Source organism: Limimonas halophila, assembly GCF_900100655.1.
Lineage (GTDB): Bacteria > Pseudomonadota > Alphaproteobacteria > Kiloniellales > Rhodovibrionaceae > Limimonas > Limimonas halophila.
Genome location: NZ_FNCE01000009.1, coordinates 26,162 through 44,683, shown reverse-complemented (window position 1 = coordinate 44,683; position 18,522 = coordinate 26,162). Strand labels below are relative to the sequence as shown.

The window sequence follows — 18,522 nt, the reverse complement described above, 5'->3', positions numbered from 1 at the left end:
CTTACGCCGCAACCTCGTGCGCGAACGCCGCGAGCGCTGCGGCGGCATCCGCCCAATTAGCCTGCTGCGTCGCCGCCGCCGATTTGCGCGGCACGAAGTGGTGGTCGCCGTCCCGCTCCCAGCGCAGCCGCACGCTTTCCGCAAGCGAATAGCCCGCCACCTCGCCCGGCGTGCCGAAGGCGTCGCGCTCGCCCTGCACGATGAGCACGGGCGTCGCGATGGCCTGGAGATGCTCAATGCGCAGATTGGCGGGCTTGCCCGGCGGGTGGAAGGGATAGCCCAGCGCCGCCGCGCCCGCGACCGGCGCCCCCTCGCCTTCCAGATCGGCGGCCAGCCGCGTCGCCATGCGCCCGCCCATGGACTTGCCCGCCAGCACGACCCGCTCGCGCGGGCCCAGCGCATCCAAAACCGCGCGGAAGGTCGCGAGCAGCGTGGCCTCCTTGTCCGGCGGCCGGCGACCGCCTTCGCGGCGCATGCGCGCCATGTAGGGGAATTCGAAGCGTGCCACGCGCACGCCGTCGGCGGCCACGCCTTGCGCCATGGCGGTCATGAAGGGGCTGTCGTGCCCGACGCCGGCGCCGTGAGCGAGCGCCACCGTCACCGGCGCATCGGTCGGGCCGTCGACGATCAGGTCAGGCGTTTCCGTCATCCCGCCACCTTTCGCTGCCAACGAATGCTTAACCCTCGCCGCGCGAGTCTGCCAATCTCACCCCGATCGTTTGGGAGCGGTGTGCGGCCATGACCGACATCAAGCAGCGCGACCTCTCGCGCAAGCGCGACGAGGACCTCACCTCCGAGGAGCGCCAGGAGCTTCAGCGCCGGTTCGAGGAGTTCGCGCAGATGGTGCGCGAAAACGGCGCCGAGCGCATGGGCATCCAGGGCCGGCCCACGAGCCAGAAAAAGGTGAAGAAGTGGGACCCCACCAGCATGGCCAAGCAGATGGGCGGGAAGAAGCGAAGCCAGTAACGCCACATGCGGGCCGGTTCCGCCGGCCCGACGGCGTGCCCGTGCTGGCTCGGCGCCTGGGAGAAGGCCGCGCGTGGCATGTACGCCACGGTTGCACATCTCCTGCCCGTCAAGCGTGAGAAACCAGTTGCGGTATACGAAAGGTGTTGCCATGCTCCGCCTGCGGAAAGGAGCCGTGGGCGATGGCGTTGCAAGTACAGGATTCGCTGGATATCCGCATCGGGGAAAAGATTCGGGCCCGCCGCCACGTGCTGGGCATGTCCCAGTCCGAGCTGGGGCGGCAACTGGGCGTGACGCACCAGCAGATCAACAAGTACGAAAACGGCGACAGTCACATCCGCGCCCGGACACTGTACCGGCTTGCCCGCATCCTGGGCGTCGACCCCGGGCATTTCTTTGAGGGGCTGGACGACGACACCGGCAGCGACACGGCGGTCGGCGTCAATCAGGCCAGCATCGAAACCGTGTGCCGCCGGGATACCCTGGAACTGGTGCGGCTCTACCTGTCGTTGCCGGACAAGAAAAGCCAGCGCGCGTTCCTGCAACTGGGCCGCGCGGTTTCGAACGCGTCCGAAACGCTCCGGACCCCGGTAACCGATTTGCCCACCGACGGCGGGTAGCCCCGCGCCGGTTCGCCCGCGTGCCGGCCGTGTTCGCGTTCGCCCTGGACGATGGAGTCGAACGCCCGCTCGGCGCTTTCCTGGTCGAGCCCGGCTCGCATCAGCGAGGCCACGGCTTCGCTGCGGGACACCCGGCCACCTGCGGCCGCACCGCGCTGGGGGCTCTTCCACCCTCGCGACCCATTCTGCGGCTTGGACATGAGCACTCCCCCTTTTGAAGAAGAAAAGGGGAGCGTGGACCGCGCGTCGGCGTCAAGCCCACACATTTTACGCGGTTTCCGGGCGTCGGGAACGGACCGCGGCAAACCCGGCATCAAGCCGCACATTCAGCCGGCGCGCACGTGCCGCCGGTCGCGAAGGCGTGATTGTTCGGAAAACTGGATACGAAAAAGAAAAGTTGGCCCGCCGGGGAGGACTCGAACCCCCAACCTTCTGATCCGTAGTCAGACGCTCTATCCGATTGAGCTACCGGCGGGCATGCCCCGTGTCGGGACGGCGCGGACGCTAAGGCGGCGCTCCGCGCTGTGCAACCCCTTTTTCCGCGGCATCGTGACGGCTCCCGATGGGGCCTTGTCGTGGGCCCTGATCGGGCCGTGCGATGCGCCGCGTGCGGGTCGCCATGGCGGCGGCCGGGCTGTACCGGTGCCGCGCTGTTCCGGGCATTTAGGACGTATGCGCCTGGAACGCAAGCCCGATTCCGCACGGGGCGCGTCCGGCCTACCTTGTGCGCGGGAATCCGTTCGCGTAGGATCGGCGCTCGCAGTACGGGGGGACGGGCGCGGCGCGCCCCAATGGATTCCAACACCGCCACAGCGCCGGCCCGTGTACGGCAACGACGCGGCAACGGCGGGATCAACATGCGCATGATCGGACGTTCGGTGGCCCTGGCCGCCACCGTCGCCCTACTCGGAAGCTGCACAGGGGACGATCCCCTGATGCGCAGCCAGCCGGACACCGCGGGCGGCGGAACCCAACAGCAGCAGGACGCGCGCCAAGACACCGCGCAGCAGGCGTCCAGCCAGTCCCAACAGGATACCTCGGAGAAGCAGACGGCCCAGACCGGCGACGCGGACGTGCCGGAAGGGCAGATGCCCGGGCTGGGCACCACGCGCTTCAAGCCCGAGCCGCTGCCGGACTTCGAGCCCACCGACACCTTCGTCGGCGAAAAGGTTCAGCAGTTCCGCAAGGACCTTGGCAAGCTGAAGAACAACGTCGGCCAACAGAACGCCCAGCTGCAGGATCTGCGCGCCAAGGCGCGCCAGGCGGCGCGGCGCTACCACGGGCTCGTGGCCGACATCCAGGCGCAGCTTCAAACGGGCACGACACCCGGCAACCCGCGGCTGGTGAAGAAGTGGAACCAGGCCCAGGCGGAGCTGGAGCGTGTGGATCAGGTCGTCAAACGCATGAACGAGCTGTCCAATCAGGTGTCCAGCACCTCGGCGCTCGCGGGCTTCCTGTTGCAGAGCATCTCCTCGTCCTACGGGCTCTCGGGGGCGGTCGAGGCCGACCACGCGCACCTGCGCGCGCTGGAGGATTCGGCCAACCAGACGATGGTGCTGGTGGACCGCCTGCTGAACGAGCTCTCCAAGGACGTCTCGCGCCAGAACAGCTACCTCTCGCGCGAGCGGCGCAATCTCTCGATGCTTTCGCTGGCCATCAAGAACGGCGAGTTCTACGGCCAGAGCCTCGCCAACCGGGCCGACGTCCAGCCGGCCGCGCCGGACGGCCGCGCCACCGGGGACGTGGACATCTCGGGCCGCGAGCCGCTGGTGGTGATCCGCTTCGACAGCGAGGAGGTCGAGTACCAGCAGCCGCTCTACAACGCCGTGCAGCGGGCGCTGGACAACAACGCCAAGGCCACCTTCCAGGTCGTCGCGGTCGCGCCGCAGTCGGATCAGCGGGCGAAAACGGCCCTCAACCGCTCGCAGTCGCGCCAGCACGCCGAGGACGTGCTGCGCTCGCTGAACGAGATGGGACTGCCGCCCAATCGCGTGTCCCTGGCGGCGACGACGAGCCAGCAGGCCGAGGTCAACCAGGTGCACATCTACCTGGAGTGACGCCCGGGACGCCTCGACACAGCGAGCCCCGGCCGGTTCCGCCGGCCGGGGCTTCGTCGTTGCTGCCGGCGCGGGTCCTGCCCTACACCGTCCGGCATCATGCCCGGCATCCGGGCGCCCCAGGCATCAGACGAGCGACGGCGCGATGGGCGATCACCGCAAAAATTTCCCCGTTTCCTGGGAAGAGCTGCACCGCGACGGCAAGGCGCTGGCCTGGCGGCTTCTGGAGCACGGCCGGTGGGACGGCGTGGTCGCGATCACGCGTGGCGGCATGGTGCCCGCGGCCGTGGTGGCGCGGGAGCTGGAAATCCGTGTGATCGACACGCTGTGCCTGGCCAGCTACGTCGACGACCGCCAGGGCGAGCTGGAGGTGCTCAAGACCGCGAGCGCGGCCAGCACCGACGGCAGCGGCTGGGTGATCGTCGACGATCTGGTGGACACCGGCGCCACGGCGGACAAGGCGCGCGAGCTGCTGCCCAAGGCGCATCTGGCGACGATCTTCGCCAAGCCGCTGGGCCGGCCGACGGTGGACACCTTCATCACCGAGGTCAGCCAGGACACCTGGATCCTCTTCCCCTGGGACACCGAGCCCCAGGCCGTGGCGCCCATCGCCCGCACCGGCGGCCGCCCCAGGTAAGGGCGCCGATCAGCCGCCGTCCGGCAGCGTCCCGAAAAATCCGCGCATCGCCCGCGCCGTGGCGCCCGGCGCGTCCTCCGGGGTGAAGTGCCCAGCGCCGGGCAGGTACACCAACTCCGAGCCCGGAATCGCGGCGTGGAGGCGCTCCGCGTGGTCGACCCGGTTGAGCCAGGTGTCCTCCTCGCCCCAGATCAGGCGCACCGGCCGGTCGAGGGCCGCGTAGCGGAGTTCCAACTCGTCGGTGTAGCACTCGTCGAGCTGCCGCATCTGGCGGTAGAAGGCCGCGCGGCCCTGCTCGCCCAGCCAGGGTGCCATGTAGCGCTCCAGCACCTCCGGTGCCGCTGGCCGGTGCATGGCCGAGGCGATGTAGTCGCGCAGGATGCCGCGTTGGGCGAAGTCGGGCAGGCCGGCGAAGGCGGCGAAATCGTTCAGGCGCACGTGGCGCGACAGCCCGGTGCCCCAGCGGCCGCCGCCGCGCGGCCGCACGCCGAGCGTGTCCAGCAGCGCCAAGCCGGCGACGTCCACGCCCTCGATCAGGTGCGCGCGCAGGACGATCGTGCCGCCGATGTCGTGACCCGCGATCAGGGGGCGATCCAGGCCCCAGTGATCCACGAGTTCCGCCAGCACGCGGCCCTGCATGCCGATGGACACGTCCTGGTCCGCGAACTGCGCGGACTGGCCGTAGCCCGGCAGGTCGTAGACGTGGACGCGGTGGAAGGGCGCCAGCTCGCGCACGACGTGGCGCCAGAGGAAGGCCGAGGTCGGCGTGCCGTGAACGAGAATCAGGGGTGCGCCCTCGCCCACGACGGTGTAGCGCACGGGGCCGGCGCTGGTTTCGGCGGTGCGGTCGAGCACGGGATCGGTCATGGCGGTCGCCTCCGGTTGCGTGGTCCGCGGTTCGCCCGTGCAGAAAACACCGCGCGGGGCCGGGCGCGGAAACGATCTCGACGCCCGCGGCCATGAACGCTATTCAGGTCGCATGGAGCTGCCGCCCTTCGCCGCCCTGCGCGCCTTCGAGGCCGCCGCGCGCCTGGAAAGCTTCCGCGCCGCCGCGACCGAGCTGCGCCTGAGCGAATCCGCCATCAGCCACCAAGTAAAGAAGCTGGAGCGCCACCTGGGCGTGACGCTCTTCCTGCGCCGCGACCGGCGGCTCACGGTGACGGCGGCGGGCCGCCAGTACCAGGCGGAGCTGGGCGAGGCGATCGCCGGGATGCGGGCTGCCACCCGCCGCGTCACCGCCCGCGCCACCGGCCGGCTGACACTGAGCATCCCGCCCAGTTTCGCCGGCCGCTGGCTGGTGCCGCGCCTGCCCGCCTTTCAGACCGAGCACCCAGGGATCGCGCTGCACCTGGAAACCTCGGCGCGGGTCACAGATTTCAGCCGCGACGCCGTGGACGCCGCCGTCCGCATGGCGCCCGACGTGGATGCGCACCTGCACGCTGACCGCCTGTGGCCGGAAACCCTGGCGCCCGTGGCCGGGCCCTCGCTGCGGGAACGCTTCCCCGAGCCGGCCGACGCCGCCGCCATCGCCCGCGGGCCGCTGCTGGCGAACAGCCTGCACCCCGGCGAATGGGCGTGGTGGGCGCGCACGCACGGCCTGGACCCGGCGGCGCTGCCGGTGCCGACGGCGCTGGATTCCAGCGAATCCGTCCTGCGCGCGAGCACGGCGGGCATGGGCGTCGGTCTGGGCCGCCGGCCGCTGGTGGACGACGGCCTGGCGGACGGCAGCCTGATCCGGCTCGGCGAGGCGATCGCGACGGGCGCGGTCTACTGGTTCGTCGCGCCCCCGCACACGGTCACGAGCCCGGCGGTGGACGCCTTCCGGCGCTGGCTGCTGCGGCAGGTGCGGGCGGGCGGTTAACCGGCGTCGCCAACAGCAATGTTGTCGATGAGGCGCACGGGGCCAAGCCACGCCGCCGCCAGCAGGCGCGCCGGGCGGTCGGCGCGGGCGAGCGGGGTGAGGTCGCGGGCGTCGCACAGCGCGAGGTAATCGACCGCGTCGAACCCGGCATTGAGCAGGGTGCGCCGGCCCCCGTCCAGCACCGCGTCGGCATCCGCCGTTCCATCCGCGAGCCGCGCCGCGCTGTCCCGCAGCACGCGGGCGAGCGTGGGCGCGACAGCGCGCTGGTCCGCCGTCAGCCGCTGGTTGCGCGAGGACAGCGCCAGGCCGTCGCCCTCGCGCACGATGGGAACGCCCTCGATGGTCACGGGAATGTCCAGATCGCGCGCCAGCCGCCGCACGGTGACGAGCTGCTGGTAGTCCTTCTCGCCGAAGAAGGCGCGGTCGGGCAGGCTTTGCAGCAGCAGCTTGGTGACCACCGTGGTGACGCCGTCGAAGTGGCCGGGGCGGTGCGCGCCTTCGAGGCTGTCAGTCACCCCGCCGACGCAGACGGTGGTGGCGAAGCCGTCCGGGTACATCTCCGCGCCCGAGGGGGCGAAGAGCAGGTCCGCGCCGGCCTCGTCCAGCAGGCGCGCGTCGCGGCCCTCGTCGCGCGGGTAGTGGGTCAGGTCGTCGGGGCGGTCGAACTGCTTGGGATTGACGAAGAGCGTCGCCACCACGCGGTCGCACTGCCGGCGCGCCGCCTCCACCAGGGCCAGATGGCCGGCGTGCAGCGCGCCCATCGTGGGCACCAGGCCCACGCTTTCGCCGCGCCGGCGATAGGCGGCCACGTGCTCGCGCAGCGCCGCGACCGTGCGCGCCACGGCCAGGGTTTCCACCGCGTCGGTCGTCATCCGGCCCCGCCCGCTGCCTGTCTGGCCTTGTAGACGTTGCCCTCGCCGGGGAACGCGCGCTCGCGCACGTCGCGGGCATAGCGCGCCGCCGCGTCGTCGATCGTGCCGCCGATCTCCGCGTAGCGGTGGACGAAGCTGGGCGAACTCGGACTGAGCCCGACCAGATCGTCCGTCACCAGGATCTGCCCGTCGCAGCGAGCGGAGGCGCCGATGCCGATGGTGGGCACCGCCACCTCTTCGGTGATTTCGGCGGCGACGGATTCCACCACGCCCTCGACGACGATGGCGAAGGCCCCGGCGTCGGCGATGGCGCGCGCGTCGGCCATGATGGCCTCGGCGGCCTCCTGGCTGCGGCCCTGGGCGCGGAAGCCGCCCTGGGTGTGGACCGCCTGGGGCTGCAGGCCGACGTGGCCCAGAACGGGGATGCCGCGCGCCGTGAGGAAGGCGACGGTCTCCGCCATCTCGCGCCCGCCTTCCAGCTTCACGGCATGGCAGCCGCTTTCCGCCAGCACGCGGGCGGCACTGCGGAACGCCTGCTCAGGCGATTCCTGATAGGTGCCGAAGGGCAGGTCCACGACCACGCAGGCGCGCTCGCTGGACCGCACCACGGCCGCCCCGTGGGCGACCATCGTGTCCAGCGACACGGCCAGCGTCGTCTCCAGCCCGTAGACCACCATGCCCACGGAATCGCCCACGAGCAGGAGGTCCACGTGCGGGTCCAGCAGCCGCGCCACGGGGGCCGTGTAGGCCGTCAGGCACACCAGCGGCGTGCCGCCCTTGCGCGCGCGCACGTCGCGAGTCGTCACCGCGTTCACGGGGATGCCCTCCCGCCGTCCATCACGCCCTCGACTCCATTTTTACGCCCGAAAATGCTGCAGCGCAAACACGGCCGAATCACACCCCTTCGGCCATGTTTGCCAGGGCGTTGAGGTCGCGCACCTCGACGCGGCCCCCGTTGTGCAGCGCGATGATTCCGTCCTTGCGAAGGCGGGAGAAGGTGCGACTGACGGTTTCCATCGTCAGCCCCAGGAAGTCGCCCAGGTCGGCGCGGCTCATGGGCAGGTGCACCGGATCGGCGGACAGCCCGCGCGCCGCGGCGCGCTGCCGGAAGCCGACGAGGAAGGAGGCGATCTTTTCCTTCGCCGTCTTGCGGCCGAGCAGCAGCATCTGTTCGTGGGCGGTGGCGATCTCGTGGCTCGCCATCGAGAGCAGGCGGCGCTCCATCTTGGGGTAGGCTTCCAGCAGACGCTCCAGGCGCTCGCGTTCGAAGCTGCACAGGCGGGCCTGGGTCAGCCCCTCGACGCTGTAGGCGTAGCAGCCCTCGTCGGCCAGCCCCAGCACGTCGCCCACGATCATGAAGCCGGTGATCTGCCGGCGCCCGTCGGGCAGCAGCTTGTAGGTCTTGAGCATGCCGCTGCTGACGGTGAACACGCGGCGCGCCGGCTCGCCGGCGTCGAAGAGCAGTTCGTCGGGCGCCAGGTCGACGCGGTCCGCGATCGCCGCGACGGAGCTCAGCTCCTCCGGTTGCAGCGGCGCGCAGATGGTCAAATGGCGGATGGAGCAGTGATGGCAGCCCGCGCCCTCGGGGGCGGGATCGCGCGGGCGCTCCTGCAGCGCCGCCGTCGCCGTGGCCACGTCCAGCATCGACTCTCTCCCTCGGGCCGCGCGGTCCCGAGCGGGGGCGGGGCGCGCCCGTGCGGCGCGGCTCGACCGCGAAACCCGATCCCGCCGGGTGACACACGCTAGGGTACCTGCCACGCGCACGTCTATAATGAGTCGCCCGTTCGCAGCGTTTTCGCACCCGAGCGCCGGCCACCGGGGCTTGCACGCGCCCGCGTCTCATCGGACCCTCGCCGCTCCGACCACCGACCCGGAGCCTTCCGGCATGCGCCGTTCGGCCGCCTGTCTCGCCGCCGCGCTGCTCGCGCTCACCGGCTGCGCCGGCACCGCGCCCGAGGACGATCCCGCCGGCGAGCCTGAAACGCCGGCCCTCTACGAGCTGGCGGACAAGCGCACCGCCGCCAGCGACACCGCCATGGTGACGGCGGCGCATCCGCTGGCCGCGCGCGCCGGGCGCGAGATCCTGCAAGCCGGCGGCTCCGCCACGGACGCGGCGATCGCGGTGCAAATGGTGCTCGGCCTCGTGGAGCCGCAGTCGAGCGGCCTGGGCGGCGGCGCCTTCATGCTGCGCTACGACGGCGCGCGCAAGACGATCGCCACCTACGACGGCCGCGAGGAAGCGCCCGAGGCCGCCACGCCCGACCTCTTCCTCAAGCCGGACGGCGAACCCATGAACTTCTGGACCGCCGTGCTCTCCGGCAAGTCCGTGGGGGTGCCGGGCTTGGTGCGCATGCTGGAGCGCGCGCACGAGAAGCACGGCGAGCTGCCCTGGAAGCGCCTCTTCCAGCCCGCCATCCGCCTGGCGCGCGAGGGCTTTCCGGTCAGCCCACGCCTGCACACGCTGCTCGCCGAAGACGACGATCTGGCGGACGACCCGGCGGCGCGCGAGCTGTTCTACCGGGCCGACGGATCGCCCCTGCCGGTCGGCCACACGCTCACCAACCCGGCCTACGCGCGCACCCTGGAAACCATCGCCGAGCGCGGCGCCGACGCCTTTTACGAGGGCGAAATCGCCGACGCCATCGTGGACAAGGTGCGCGCGGCCGGCGGCAAGCTCCGGGAGTCGGACCTCGCCACCTACGAGGCCAAGGCCCGCAAGCCCGTCTGCCGCCGCTACCGCGGGGAGATCGTCTGCGGCCACCGCCCGCCCACCAGCGGCGGCGTCACCGTGTTGCAGATCCTGGGCATCCTGCAGACCGTCGACCCGGCAACGCTGACGGCCTCCACCGCCGATCTGGTCCACCACGTGGCCGAGGCCTCGCGCCTCGCCTTCGCCGACCGCAACCGCTACCTGGGCGACCCGGCGTTCGTGGACATCCCTCTGCCCCGGCTGGTGAGCGACCGCTACCTGATCCAGCGCGCGGCGAGCATCCGCCCCGATTCCAGCCTGGGCAAAGCCGAGCCGGGCCTGCTGACGCGCCGCGCCGCCCTGCCCGACACGCCCGGCGGGCGCTCCACCACGCACTATTCCATCGTGGACGCGGACGGCAACGCCGTGTCCATCACCAGCTCCATCGAGCAGGCCTTCGGCTCGCACCGCATGGTCCGGGGCTTCCTGCTCAACAACCAGCTCACGGACTTTTCCTTCCAGCCCACGGTGGACGGGCGCCCCGTCGCCAACCGCGTGCAGCCCGGCAAGCGGCCCATGTCCTCGATGTCGCCGACGATGGTGCTCGACGACGACGCGGAGCTGCGCATGGCCCTGGGCTCGCCCGGCGGCCCCTTCATCATCGGCTTCGTCGCCCAGCGCATCGTCGGCGTGCTCGACCGGGGCCTCTCGCTGGCCGAGGCCATCCGCCAGCCCAGCTTCGTCAACCGCAACGGGCCCACGGAGCTTGAAAAGGGCACCGAGCTCGCCAAAATCGCCGACGCCCTGCGCGAGCGCGGCCACGAGGTCGAGCTTCGGGGGATGACCAGTGGCCTGCACGGCATCCGCGTCACCCCCGACGGCACCATCCACGGCGCCGCCGACCCGCGCCGCGAGGGCGTCGCGCTCGCCGTTCCCGCACCCGGAGACACCGAATGACCTCGCCCGCCAGCTCCCTCGCGGAGCGTCCCGTCGTCCGCCTGCGCGCCAACAACCCCAAGAAGCGCGCCAAGGTCGGCCACCCCTGGATCTTCGCCAACGAGATCCAGATGAACGCCGCCGCGAAGCAGATCCCGCCCGGCGAGGTGGTGCGCGTGGAAACCGAGCAGGGCAAGGCGCTCGGCACCTACGTCTTCAACAAGAAGCCGCTGATCTGCGCCCGCCTGCTCACCGTCGACGCCGACGCCCGCATCGACGCCGGCTTCTTCGCCGACCGCCTGCGCCGCGCCCGCGACCTGCGCGACCGCCTGATCGGGACGCCGCACTACCGCCTCGCCCACGCCGAGGCCGACGGCTTCCCCGGCGCCGTCATCGACCGCTTCGGCGACGTCTTCGTGGTGCAGATCAACACCGCGGGCATGGAGCGCCTGACGCCCGAGCTGCTGACCGCGATGGAGAGCGTCTTTTCCCCGCGCGCGATCGTGCTGCGCAACGACGGCGCCTCGCGCGAGCAGGAGGGGCTGCACCGCGAGGTCCGCATGGGCCTGGGCGAGCTGGATGGCCCCATCCCCGTGCTGGAAAACGGCGCCCACTTCCGCGCCGACCCGCGCGAGGGCCAAAAGACCGGCTGGTTCTTCGACCAGCGCGACAACCGCGCCTTCGTCGCCCAGCTCGCCAAGGGCTGCAGCGTCTACGACGCCTACTCCTACACCGGCGGCTTCGCCGTACAGGCGGCGCTGGGCGGCGCGGCCTCGGTGATCGCCGTCGACCGCTCCGAAACCGCGCTGGACAAGGCGCGCGAGGCGGCGGAGCTCAACGGCGTCGACGACCGCTTCTCCACGGTGGAAAGCGAGGTCTTCGCCGACCTGGAGGCCCGCCACAAGGCCGGGCAGACCTTCGACATCGTCGTCACCGACCCGCCCGCCTTCGTGAAGGCCAAGAAGGACTACTGGCAGGGCGTCAAAGCCTACCGCAAGCTGGCCCGCATGGCCGCGCGCCTCGTCGCCCCGCGCGGCATCCTGGTGTGCTGCTCCTGCTCCCACCACGTGGAAGCGCACACCTTCGGCGAACAAATCCGCCGCGGCCTGGAAGACGTGGGGCGCGGCGGCCGCATCCTCCGCTTCGCCGGCGCCGGCCCCGACCACCCCATCCACCCCTGGCTCCCCGAAACCGGCTACCTGAAATGCCAGGCCCTGACGCTGGACTAGCAATACAAGCGTATTGCATGCATCCGTCAGGCCAACGGACGCTAAACACAAGCGTGTTTAATCGCATCTGTCAGTCCAATGGACGCCTTCCAAACGCGATGTTTGAGTCCATCTTGGGAATCGTCGCCATCCGGACCGGCACTGATCCGCGGGCTCTATGCGCGCAATTGGGCGCGGATCATCGATTAAATTGCGGAAACTCGTAGGGCGGCATCGCCGCGCACCAGCGCGGCATGCCGCCGGAGCAGATTTCCCGACGTGCCGGCGCCTTGCACGCCTGACGGCGTGCGAAGGCGCCCTACTTACGCCGTTTCCGTGCCGTTCGGCCGAACGCGAACACCCGGCCCGTTGCCGTCGTCGGGCAGGAAGGTGGCGCCGGCCGCTTCCAGGGCTGCGCGAACGGCCGTGAGGCGCGAGACGGTCACGTCCTCGCCCCGCTCGATCCGTTGCAGCGTGGAGGGCGCGACCTGCGCCCGGTCCGCCGTCTCGCGAATCCCGAGCCCCAGGGCCGCCCGCGCCATTCGGCACTGCATACCGTTCATCAGACACTCAATACCGAAATAAGACCTATTTGTGTTGACACAGCACCGATCCGTCGTTATTGTGTACCGATCAGAGAGCACGACATACGGATCGGAGGCAAGGATGCGGGCTGGAACGCATCTGCGATGGGGCACGTGCGTGGCCGCGAGCGCGGTGCTCGGCTGCCTTTGGATGCGCTCGGCGCGGGCCAACGACGCGCGGCTGCTGGCCCTGGAGCGCAGCTTTCACGACCACCGCGCGGCGCTGTTGGACCGTATGGCGAGCGCGCCCGAGGACGATCCGCTCATCGACACCCACATGGAGCGCATGTTCGCGGCGGCGGACGCCATGCAACTCATCCCCGCCGACAGCCTGGCGGGCGTCGCCGCCAAGGCCCGCGTCACGGAATCCCACCGCCGCGACAACACCGAAAGCGACACCCTCTCCTGCCTCCAGGCCGACGCCCTGGACGAACTGCTCACCTTCACCGCGCCTCGCCACGCCGCGAAAACGCAGCGAACGGGCGAGTGATTTTCAATCACCGTCGACATGAGCTGTCGCGGGATACGCGCACAGCCGGATATCACGACGCCGGCAGGCGTCTGAAGAAAGCAAGCTTCATCGCCGCCCACTTCGATTGTAATACCAGCGGCTGTGGCGGTATATTGATTTTGGTATATGGCCTCATTCTGTCTTTCTCATAAAAGGAGAAAGGACCAACCCGCCGATGTCGCAGCTTCAGACGGAGATGAAGCGACTCAAACTTCACTCTTATAAGTCTATTTCCATGTCCACTGGTATAAAGACCTATCAGGCCTTCGACCGTGTACAACCTGAGGTGAGCGATCGAACCGCGCCGGGACACCGACGAACGTCCACGCCGGCAGGACAGCTCAGGCTAGCTTTCTTGCATCCGATCGTCTCGTGGACCAATATAGTGAGTTGAAAAAGGAGGCATTCCGTGACCCAGGCCACCAAGTTGAAACCGCATTCGCAGGTTGATCGGCAGACGCACTATCTGGTCGGTCGCGTGGCGACGGGGCACGCGAACCGCCGTGACGTGGCGGCGACGGTGCACGCCCCGGATGGAAGCAAGATCAAGGTGCTCGACCGCACCGTTCACGAGCGTGCGCTGGACGCCGTCAAAAACAAGACCGACAAGAAAACGAAGTAGCTGCCGGATTGCCCGAAACTGACGACGAAACGAGCTACAATCAGGCGTACGAAACCTTGGTCGGCGCTGACGACGACCTCGTCGGCATGCTCGCGTATGCGCTGTACAAACGCTCGAAGCGTCATTGGGTCATTCGTCACCGGCAGACGTATGGACGTGAACCGTCCGGGGAAGAATACCGAACATTTGTCGACGCCCAATTGGACCCGGATTCGGTCAAGCGTTTGCGCGATGACGCGACGAGCCTCCTCTACAGCTACGCGGAAAGTGTCGTAGAGTCCTATGACCCCCAAATCCGCCAAGAAGCGCTCGGCCAGGACGCCGTCAGGCGAGCCGAAGACGCCCACGCGGCGCTGAAAGATACGCTCGCCACGATGGCTTCCAAGGATACATTCTGGAAAAATTTGGCGATATCCGCGCTTGGTGCGTTTCTATACTCGGTCATCTTGGCGTTGATTGCTATTATCCTGCATTTCGTGGGGGTCTCGCTGATCGACATCGTGCCACCCGTTCAGCCCGGCGGCAGCGCCGCCTGATTCCGGATGTCGCAGTGGCGTGGACGCGACCGGCCGAAGCTGGCCGCACACACAATTCCCGCCAGCACGGAGAAATGGTCTCACGGTCATACGGTTTGGGCGTCACGCGAACCACCACAGAACACACTTCCCCAACGCCTACCGCCGGCCGATCTCGGCCCCACACCACCGCCCCGCGTTGCAGATGAGAGCGGGCTGAGTCAGCCTCCGCGCGGCGCGCGCCGGTGGGCGGCGCGGCATGCGATCACGACCGACCCCCAAGGAAAACCCGGAGACACCCCACGATGGCCGAGACGCAGGCACCCTGGACGCAGCCCATGCCCGAGGCGCAGTTCGCGCAGATGCGCGACATCCTGGCCGCGCCCAGCCCCATCGGGCTGGAGGGCGCGATGACCTACGGCGTGCTCAAGCCCTACTTCGAGTCCGTCGCCCGCCCCGGCTGGCACGTTCACCAGTTCACGGGTCACGCCGGCATCGTGTTGGACAGCCATCCGGGCGAGACGGACCGCTTCACCGTCATGGTCGTCGGCCACGCCGACAAGATCCGCATGCAGGTCCGCAGCATCGGCGACGACGGCAAGATCTGGATCAACAGCGATTCCTTCATGCCGACGACCCTGATCGGGCACGAGGTCGCGATCTTCAGCGAGAACCCGGACGCCCCCGGCGACTACCGCCGCATCGAGGGCGGCACCGTCGAGGCCGTGGGCGCCATCCACTTCGCCGACCAGGCCGTGCGCAGCGGCGAGAAGGGCATCAAGAAGGAACAGCTCTACGTCGAGCTGCAGATCCACGGCGAGAACAAGAAGCAGCAGGTCGAAAACCTGGGCGTGCGCCCCGGCGATTCCATCCTGCTCAACCGCCCCATCCGCCACGGCTTCAGCCCCGACACCTTCTACGGCGCCTACCTGGACAACGGCCTGGGCTGCTTCGTCACCGCCGAGGCCGCGCGCCTCACCGCCGAGGCCGGCGCGCCGGAGAAGGTGCGCACCCTCTTCGCCATCGCCAGCTACGAGGAAATCGGCCGCATGGGCAGCCGCGTGCTGGCCGGTGAGCTGAAGCCGGACGCGCTGATCGCCGTGGACGTCAACCACGACTACGCCGCCGCCCCCGGCATCGGCGACCGCAAGCCCAACCCGCTCAAGATGAGCGAGGGCTTCACGCTGTCCGTCGGCTCCATCGCCAGCGAGCAGCTCAACGCCGTGATCGAGAGCGAGGCGCGCGCCCACGACATCCCCATGCAGCGCGACGTCTGCGGCGCCGACACCGGCACCGACGGCATGGCCGGCGTGCTGGGCGCGGTCGACTGCGCCGCGACCTCGATCGGCATGCCCATCCGCAACATGCACACCATCTCGGAATCCGGGCACACCGGCGACGTGCTGGCGGCCACCCACGGCGTCGCCAAGGCCATTCAGGCCCTCGACCGCCGCGACGACGGCAACGGCAAGCTGCGCCGCGAGTTCCGGAACAACCACCCGCGCCTCGACCGGGCCGAACCGCTCCAGCACCAGGGCGGCGAGAAGCCCAAGGACGAGTCCGAGTAACCCCGACCAGCTCTCAGGTCGTCGGCTTCGGATCGGTCCGTGGTCGCGGCATCGCCGATTGGGTTCTTTCTCCTTCAGGAGAAAGACAGAATGAGGCCATGAAACCTTTCGGGTTCACCGCGTACAGCGAGGGCAGACGCCTGCTCGCTGTACGCGCCCCGCCCCGGAAACACGGACCTCCGCGCACCGCAATCGAGTAGGGGGGAGCCTTACGGCGCCCCCCTCTCACACCACCGGGCATACGCGTCTCGTACCACGGCGGTTATCGGTCGTGGTGACCGCCTTGTAATGGGCGACCAGGGCCTTGAGGCCGCGCTGGTCGAACCAAGCCTGGGACAGAGCGTGGGCGGCTTGCGGCGTGTTGGCCAGCGGCCACCAGCCGCGGCCTGACCCGGCCAGCTTGCGGGCCGTGGGCCGGGATACGCCATTGCGGGTCAGCAGGCTGCGCAGGCCCGACGGCGTTTTGGCCTGCTTCAGCCGGAAACACCGCAGGCGCCGGCGGAGCCATTGGTCGAGGGCCGTCAGGGCTTGCTTGGCCCGAGCGTGCCGGAAGTATCGCACCCAGCCCGTGGTGAACGCGTTCACCTCCGCGATCACGTGGCTGAGCGGCACGCCCCGCCGCCGGCTGGTGATCGCCCGGAGCCGGGCCGTGGCCCGGCGGTAGGCCTCCGGGGAGATCCCCAGCCCGCCGTCGCGATGCAGGCGATAGCCCAGGAACTGCCGGTGCTGCACCGGCGCTACCGCACTCTTCGCCCGGTTGACCCGGAGCCGGAGCCGGCGCTCCAGGAACGCCGAAATCGACGCCATCACGCGCTCGCCGGCCGCCTGGGACTGGACGTAGATATTACAGTCGTCGGCGTACCGGCAGAACCGGTGGCCCCGCCGCTCAAGCTCCTTGTCCAGGTCATCGAGCAGGAGATTCGCCATCAGCGGCGAGAGCGGACCGCCTTGCGGGGTCCCCTCGTAGCGCGGGGTGTGACAGCCCTGGGCCAGCATCCCGGCCTGCAGAAAGCGTCGGACAAGTCTCAGCAGGCGCCGGTCGGCGACGTGCCGGGCCAGACGCGCCATCAGCACGTCGTGGTTCACCCGGTCGAAGAACTTCTCCAGATCGAGGTCCACGACGATGGTCGCGCCCACCGCGACGTGATCGCCCGCCGCCAGCACCGCCTGATGGGCGTTGCGCCCGGGCCGGAACCCGTAACTCGAGTCCGAGAAGGTCGGGTCGAGCTTGGGCTCCAGCACCTGGACGATCGCCTGTTGAACCAGGCGGTCGACGGCCGTCGGGATGCCCAGTTGCCGGGTCCCGCCGCCCGGTTTCGGGAGCGTGACCCCGCGAATGGCGGCCGGCTGGTACGTCCCGTCCAACAGGGCCGTGACCAGCCAGTCCCGATGCTCGGCGATCCAGGCCCTGAGCGCGCTGACGGGCATGCCGTCGACGCCTGCGGCGCCCTTGTTCGCCTTCACCCGCTTGTAGGCCTGGTTGAGGTTCGCCGGGTCGGCGACCTCCTCCATCACAAAGGTCGGCAAGGCTCGGGGCTCGGCCCGTGCCGCGACCGCTTGCGGCGCCTCCCGCGTGCCAGCTTCGCTGCCGGCGTTGCCGGCCTCGGGGTGGCGGGCTGGGCCCATATCCGACGCATCGAAGAACCGGAACTGGGCTGGGGCCGCTTGCTGCCGCGCTACGGTCATCGAACGGGCCAGTCTGCTCCTTGGCGACCGACTTCGGTCCTTCGGCAGGGCGGAAAGCCCGGCCTACTATGACCTCGGCTGACTTCTCCCGGTCCGTCGGAAACCGTCGCCGGCCTCCTGCCCCGGCTCGCCCGGGGAAACCGGGAGACCTCCCAGGGTAAGACACTGATCCTTCGTGCGGTCGCCGCCGGATTTACCGCCGCGCGTTCCGGGTGGCTATCGGGCGTCCCCGTATTCGGCCGGGTTACCCACCCGCAGCGGCCTCGTATCCGGTTCCTGTACGTCGGCCCCGCACTTTGCCTCCAGCTTCCTCCCCACGCCGCCTCGCGACGACGCAGTTGCCTTCGGCTATCGCTTCCCGCCACCAGGGCCACGAAGAGGACTTTCACCTCCAAGATCAGCGCCATGCCTGGCACACCGAAAAACGGGGCGCCCGTCGGCCGGGCGCCCCGTTGCGTTTGAAGCCTTCCCGCGTCCCGAGCCGCGTTAGAGCGTCGTGCGTAAAATCGTGTTTGCCGAGAAAGCTGGAAACCTCGCGCTTGGTTCCAGTTTTTCGTGTGCGAGCAGTTTCAGCGCCTGCGGCGCTCACCGGCCTGTCGGCCGCTTCACGCACGAGCAAGCGGAATCACGCCGGGATGGCCAGGGCGGTGTGGGCGTAACACCCCGAAGAAGCTGATTCCGCTTTACGGCGATCTGCTCTAGGCGGCGTGGCTGGCCGCGGATTCCGTGAGGATGGCGTAGATCGCGTCGGCGCTTTCGCTGCCGCGCAGCTTTTCGCACACCGTGCGGTCGCGCAGCAGGCGGGAGATGCGCGCCAGCGCCTTGAGGTGATCGGCCCCGGCCCCTTCCGGTGCCAGCAGCACGCAGATCAGGTCCACGGGCTGTTCGTCGATGGCGTCGAAGTCGATCGGGTTTTCCAGACGCGCGAAGAGCGCGTGCAGGCGGTCCAGATCGCTCAGCTTCCCGTGGGGAATGGCGATGCCGTTGCCCACACCCGTGGTGCCCAGGCGTTCCCGTTCCACCAGGACCTCGAAGATCTGCCGTTCGGGCAGCTCCGTCAGCCGGGCGGCACGCCGGGACAGCTCCTGAAGCGCCTGCTTCTTGCTCGTCACCCGGAGGTTGGGGATCACCGCCTCCGGGCCGATCAGGTCCGCAATTTCCATGACGGCCACCTCGCGCAGTTACGCTCG

19 protein-coding genes and 1 tRNA gene are annotated in these 18,522 nt (G+C 69.6%); 11 read left to right on the top strand and 9 right to left on the bottom strand.

Translation table 11 applies throughout. The annotated features are described in order from the left end of the window. Position 1 precedes the first annotated feature (1 nt). Complete coding sequence (locus tag BLQ43_RS11365) at positions 2-649, bottom strand: alpha/beta family hydrolase (RefSeq protein ID WP_090020934.1); 648 nt, start codon at positions 647-649, stop codon at positions 2-4. Positions 650-738: 89 nt separating this feature from the next. On the opposite strand from BLQ43_RS11365, the gene BLQ43_RS11360 reads away from it, so the two are divergent. Together BLQ43_RS11360 and BLQ43_RS11355 are read left to right on the top strand one after the other, a co-directional pair. After that, positions 739-966: a hypothetical protein gene (locus BLQ43_RS11360; RefSeq protein WP_090020930.1), complete on the top strand. Its 228-nt coding sequence runs from the start codon at positions 739-741 to the stop codon at positions 964-966. Between the two features lie 182 nt (positions 967-1,148). Then, positions 1,149-1,586, top strand: a complete 438-nt coding sequence (locus tag BLQ43_RS11355) for a helix-turn-helix domain-containing protein (RefSeq protein WP_090020927.1) — start codon at positions 1,149-1,151, stop codon at positions 1,584-1,586. A 398-nt stretch (positions 1,587-1,984) separates the two neighbouring features. Here the strand turns inward: BLQ43_RS11355 and BLQ43_RS11350 are convergent. Continuing rightward, a tRNA-Arg gene (locus BLQ43_RS11350) sits at positions 1,985-2,061 on the bottom strand. A gap of 388 nt (positions 2,062-2,449) precedes the next feature. Between BLQ43_RS11350 and BLQ43_RS11345 the strand changes: the two genes are divergently transcribed. Then, a complete protein-coding gene (locus tag BLQ43_RS11345) occupies positions 2,450-3,643 on the top strand; it encodes a hypothetical protein (RefSeq protein ID WP_143006268.1) in 1,194 nt (397 codons plus the stop codon). A 145-nt stretch (positions 3,644-3,788) separates the two neighbouring features. Further along, positions 3,789-4,280: a xanthine phosphoribosyltransferase gene (gpt, locus tag BLQ43_RS11340; RefSeq protein ID WP_090020923.1), complete on the top strand. Its 492-nt coding sequence runs from the start codon at positions 3,789-3,791 to the stop codon at positions 4,278-4,280. Positions 4,281-4,289: 9 nt separating this feature from the next. Here the strand turns inward: gpt and BLQ43_RS11335 are convergent, their stop codons facing one another. Then, positions 4,290-5,147, bottom strand: a complete 858-nt coding sequence (locus tag BLQ43_RS11335; RefSeq protein ID WP_090020921.1) for an alpha/beta fold hydrolase — start codon at positions 5,145-5,147, stop codon at positions 4,290-4,292. A 112-nt stretch (positions 5,148-5,259) separates the two neighbouring features. Between BLQ43_RS11335 and BLQ43_RS11330 the strand changes: the two genes are divergently transcribed. Next, positions 5,260-6,141, top strand: a complete 882-nt coding sequence (locus BLQ43_RS11330; RefSeq protein ID WP_176758649.1) for a LysR substrate-binding domain-containing protein — start codon at positions 5,260-5,262, stop codon at positions 6,139-6,141. Here BLQ43_RS11330 and panC read toward each other — a convergent pair. From panC to BLQ43_RS11315, 3 genes are all read right to left on the bottom strand, one after another. Further along, positions 6,138-7,013, bottom strand: a complete 876-nt coding sequence (panC, locus tag BLQ43_RS11325; protein ID WP_090020917.1) for a pantoate--beta-alanine ligase — start codon at positions 7,011-7,013, stop codon at positions 6,138-6,140. The two genes, BLQ43_RS11330 and panC, sit on opposite strands and share 4 nt — an antisense overlap. After that, complete coding sequence (gene panB, locus BLQ43_RS11320) at positions 7,010-7,834, bottom strand: 3-methyl-2-oxobutanoate hydroxymethyltransferase (protein WP_090020915.1); 825 nt, start codon at positions 7,832-7,834, stop codon at positions 7,010-7,012. Before panB ends, panC begins: the two co-directional genes overlap by 4 nt. A 73-nt stretch (positions 7,835-7,907) precedes the next feature. Continuing rightward, complete coding sequence (locus tag BLQ43_RS11315; protein WP_218119192.1) at positions 7,908-8,657, bottom strand: helix-turn-helix domain-containing protein; 750 nt, start codon at positions 8,655-8,657, stop codon at positions 7,908-7,910. Positions 8,658-8,898: 241 nt separating this feature from the next. Here BLQ43_RS11315 and ggt point away from each other — a divergent pair, with 241 nt between their 5' ends. Beyond that, on the top strand, positions 8,899-10,659 hold the full coding sequence (gene ggt, locus BLQ43_RS11310; RefSeq protein WP_090020913.1) for a gamma-glutamyltransferase: 1,761 nt from the start codon (positions 8,899-8,901) through the stop codon (positions 10,657-10,659). Beyond that, the gene (locus BLQ43_RS11305) at positions 10,656-11,867 is read left to right on the top strand and encodes a class I SAM-dependent rRNA methyltransferase (RefSeq protein WP_090020912.1); all 1,212 of its coding nucleotides are present in this window, start codon (positions 10,656-10,658) and stop codon (positions 11,865-11,867) included. The genes ggt and BLQ43_RS11305 overlap by 4 nt, the downstream gene beginning before the upstream one ends. Before the next feature lie 302 nt (positions 11,868-12,169). Here BLQ43_RS11305 and BLQ43_RS11300 read toward each other — a convergent pair whose 3' ends face one another. Beyond that, positions 12,170-12,388 carry a helix-turn-helix domain-containing protein gene (locus tag BLQ43_RS11300; RefSeq protein ID WP_090020910.1) on the bottom strand — a complete coding sequence of 73 codons (219 nt, stop codon included), beginning with the start codon at positions 12,386-12,388 and terminating at the stop codon, positions 12,170-12,172. A 160-nt stretch (positions 12,389-12,548) separates the two neighbouring features. On the opposite strand from BLQ43_RS11300, the gene BLQ43_RS11295 reads away from it, so the two are divergent. The 4 genes from BLQ43_RS11295 (at position 12,549) to BLQ43_RS11280 (ending at position 15,646) form a co-directional block, all read left to right on the top strand. Next, positions 12,549-12,920, top strand: coding sequence for a hypothetical protein (locus BLQ43_RS11295; RefSeq protein WP_090020908.1), 372 nt, complete (start codon positions 12,549-12,551; stop codon positions 12,918-12,920). A gap of 430 nt (positions 12,921-13,350) precedes the next feature. Beyond that, entirely contained in the window at positions 13,351-13,563 is a 213-nt protein-coding gene (locus BLQ43_RS11290) for a hypothetical protein (RefSeq protein ID WP_090020906.1), read from the top strand. 8 nt (positions 13,564-13,571) lie between these two features. After that, the gene (locus BLQ43_RS11285) at positions 13,572-14,099 is read left to right on the top strand and encodes a hypothetical protein (RefSeq protein WP_090020905.1); all 528 of its coding nucleotides are present in this window, start codon (positions 13,572-13,574) and stop codon (positions 14,097-14,099) included. 284 nt (positions 14,100-14,383) lie between these two features. Then, complete coding sequence (locus BLQ43_RS11280; protein ID WP_090020904.1) at positions 14,384-15,646, top strand: M28 family peptidase; 1,263 nt, start codon at positions 14,384-14,386, stop codon at positions 15,644-15,646. 225 nt (positions 15,647-15,871) lie between these two features. Here the strand turns inward: BLQ43_RS11280 and ltrA are convergent, their stop codons facing one another. Both ltrA and ptsN read right to left on the bottom strand, forming a co-directional pair. Further along, entirely contained in the window at positions 15,872-17,332 is a 1,461-nt protein-coding gene (gene ltrA, locus BLQ43_RS11275) for a group II intron reverse transcriptase/maturase (RefSeq protein ID WP_245659563.1), read from the bottom strand. A 698-nt stretch (positions 17,333-18,030) separates the two neighbouring features. Then, positions 18,031-18,495 carry a PTS IIA-like nitrogen regulatory protein PtsN gene (gene ptsN / locus BLQ43_RS11270; protein ID WP_090020902.1) on the bottom strand — a complete coding sequence of 155 codons (465 nt, stop codon included), beginning with the start codon at positions 18,493-18,495 and terminating at the stop codon, positions 18,031-18,033. Positions 18,496-18,522: the final 27 nt, after the last annotated feature.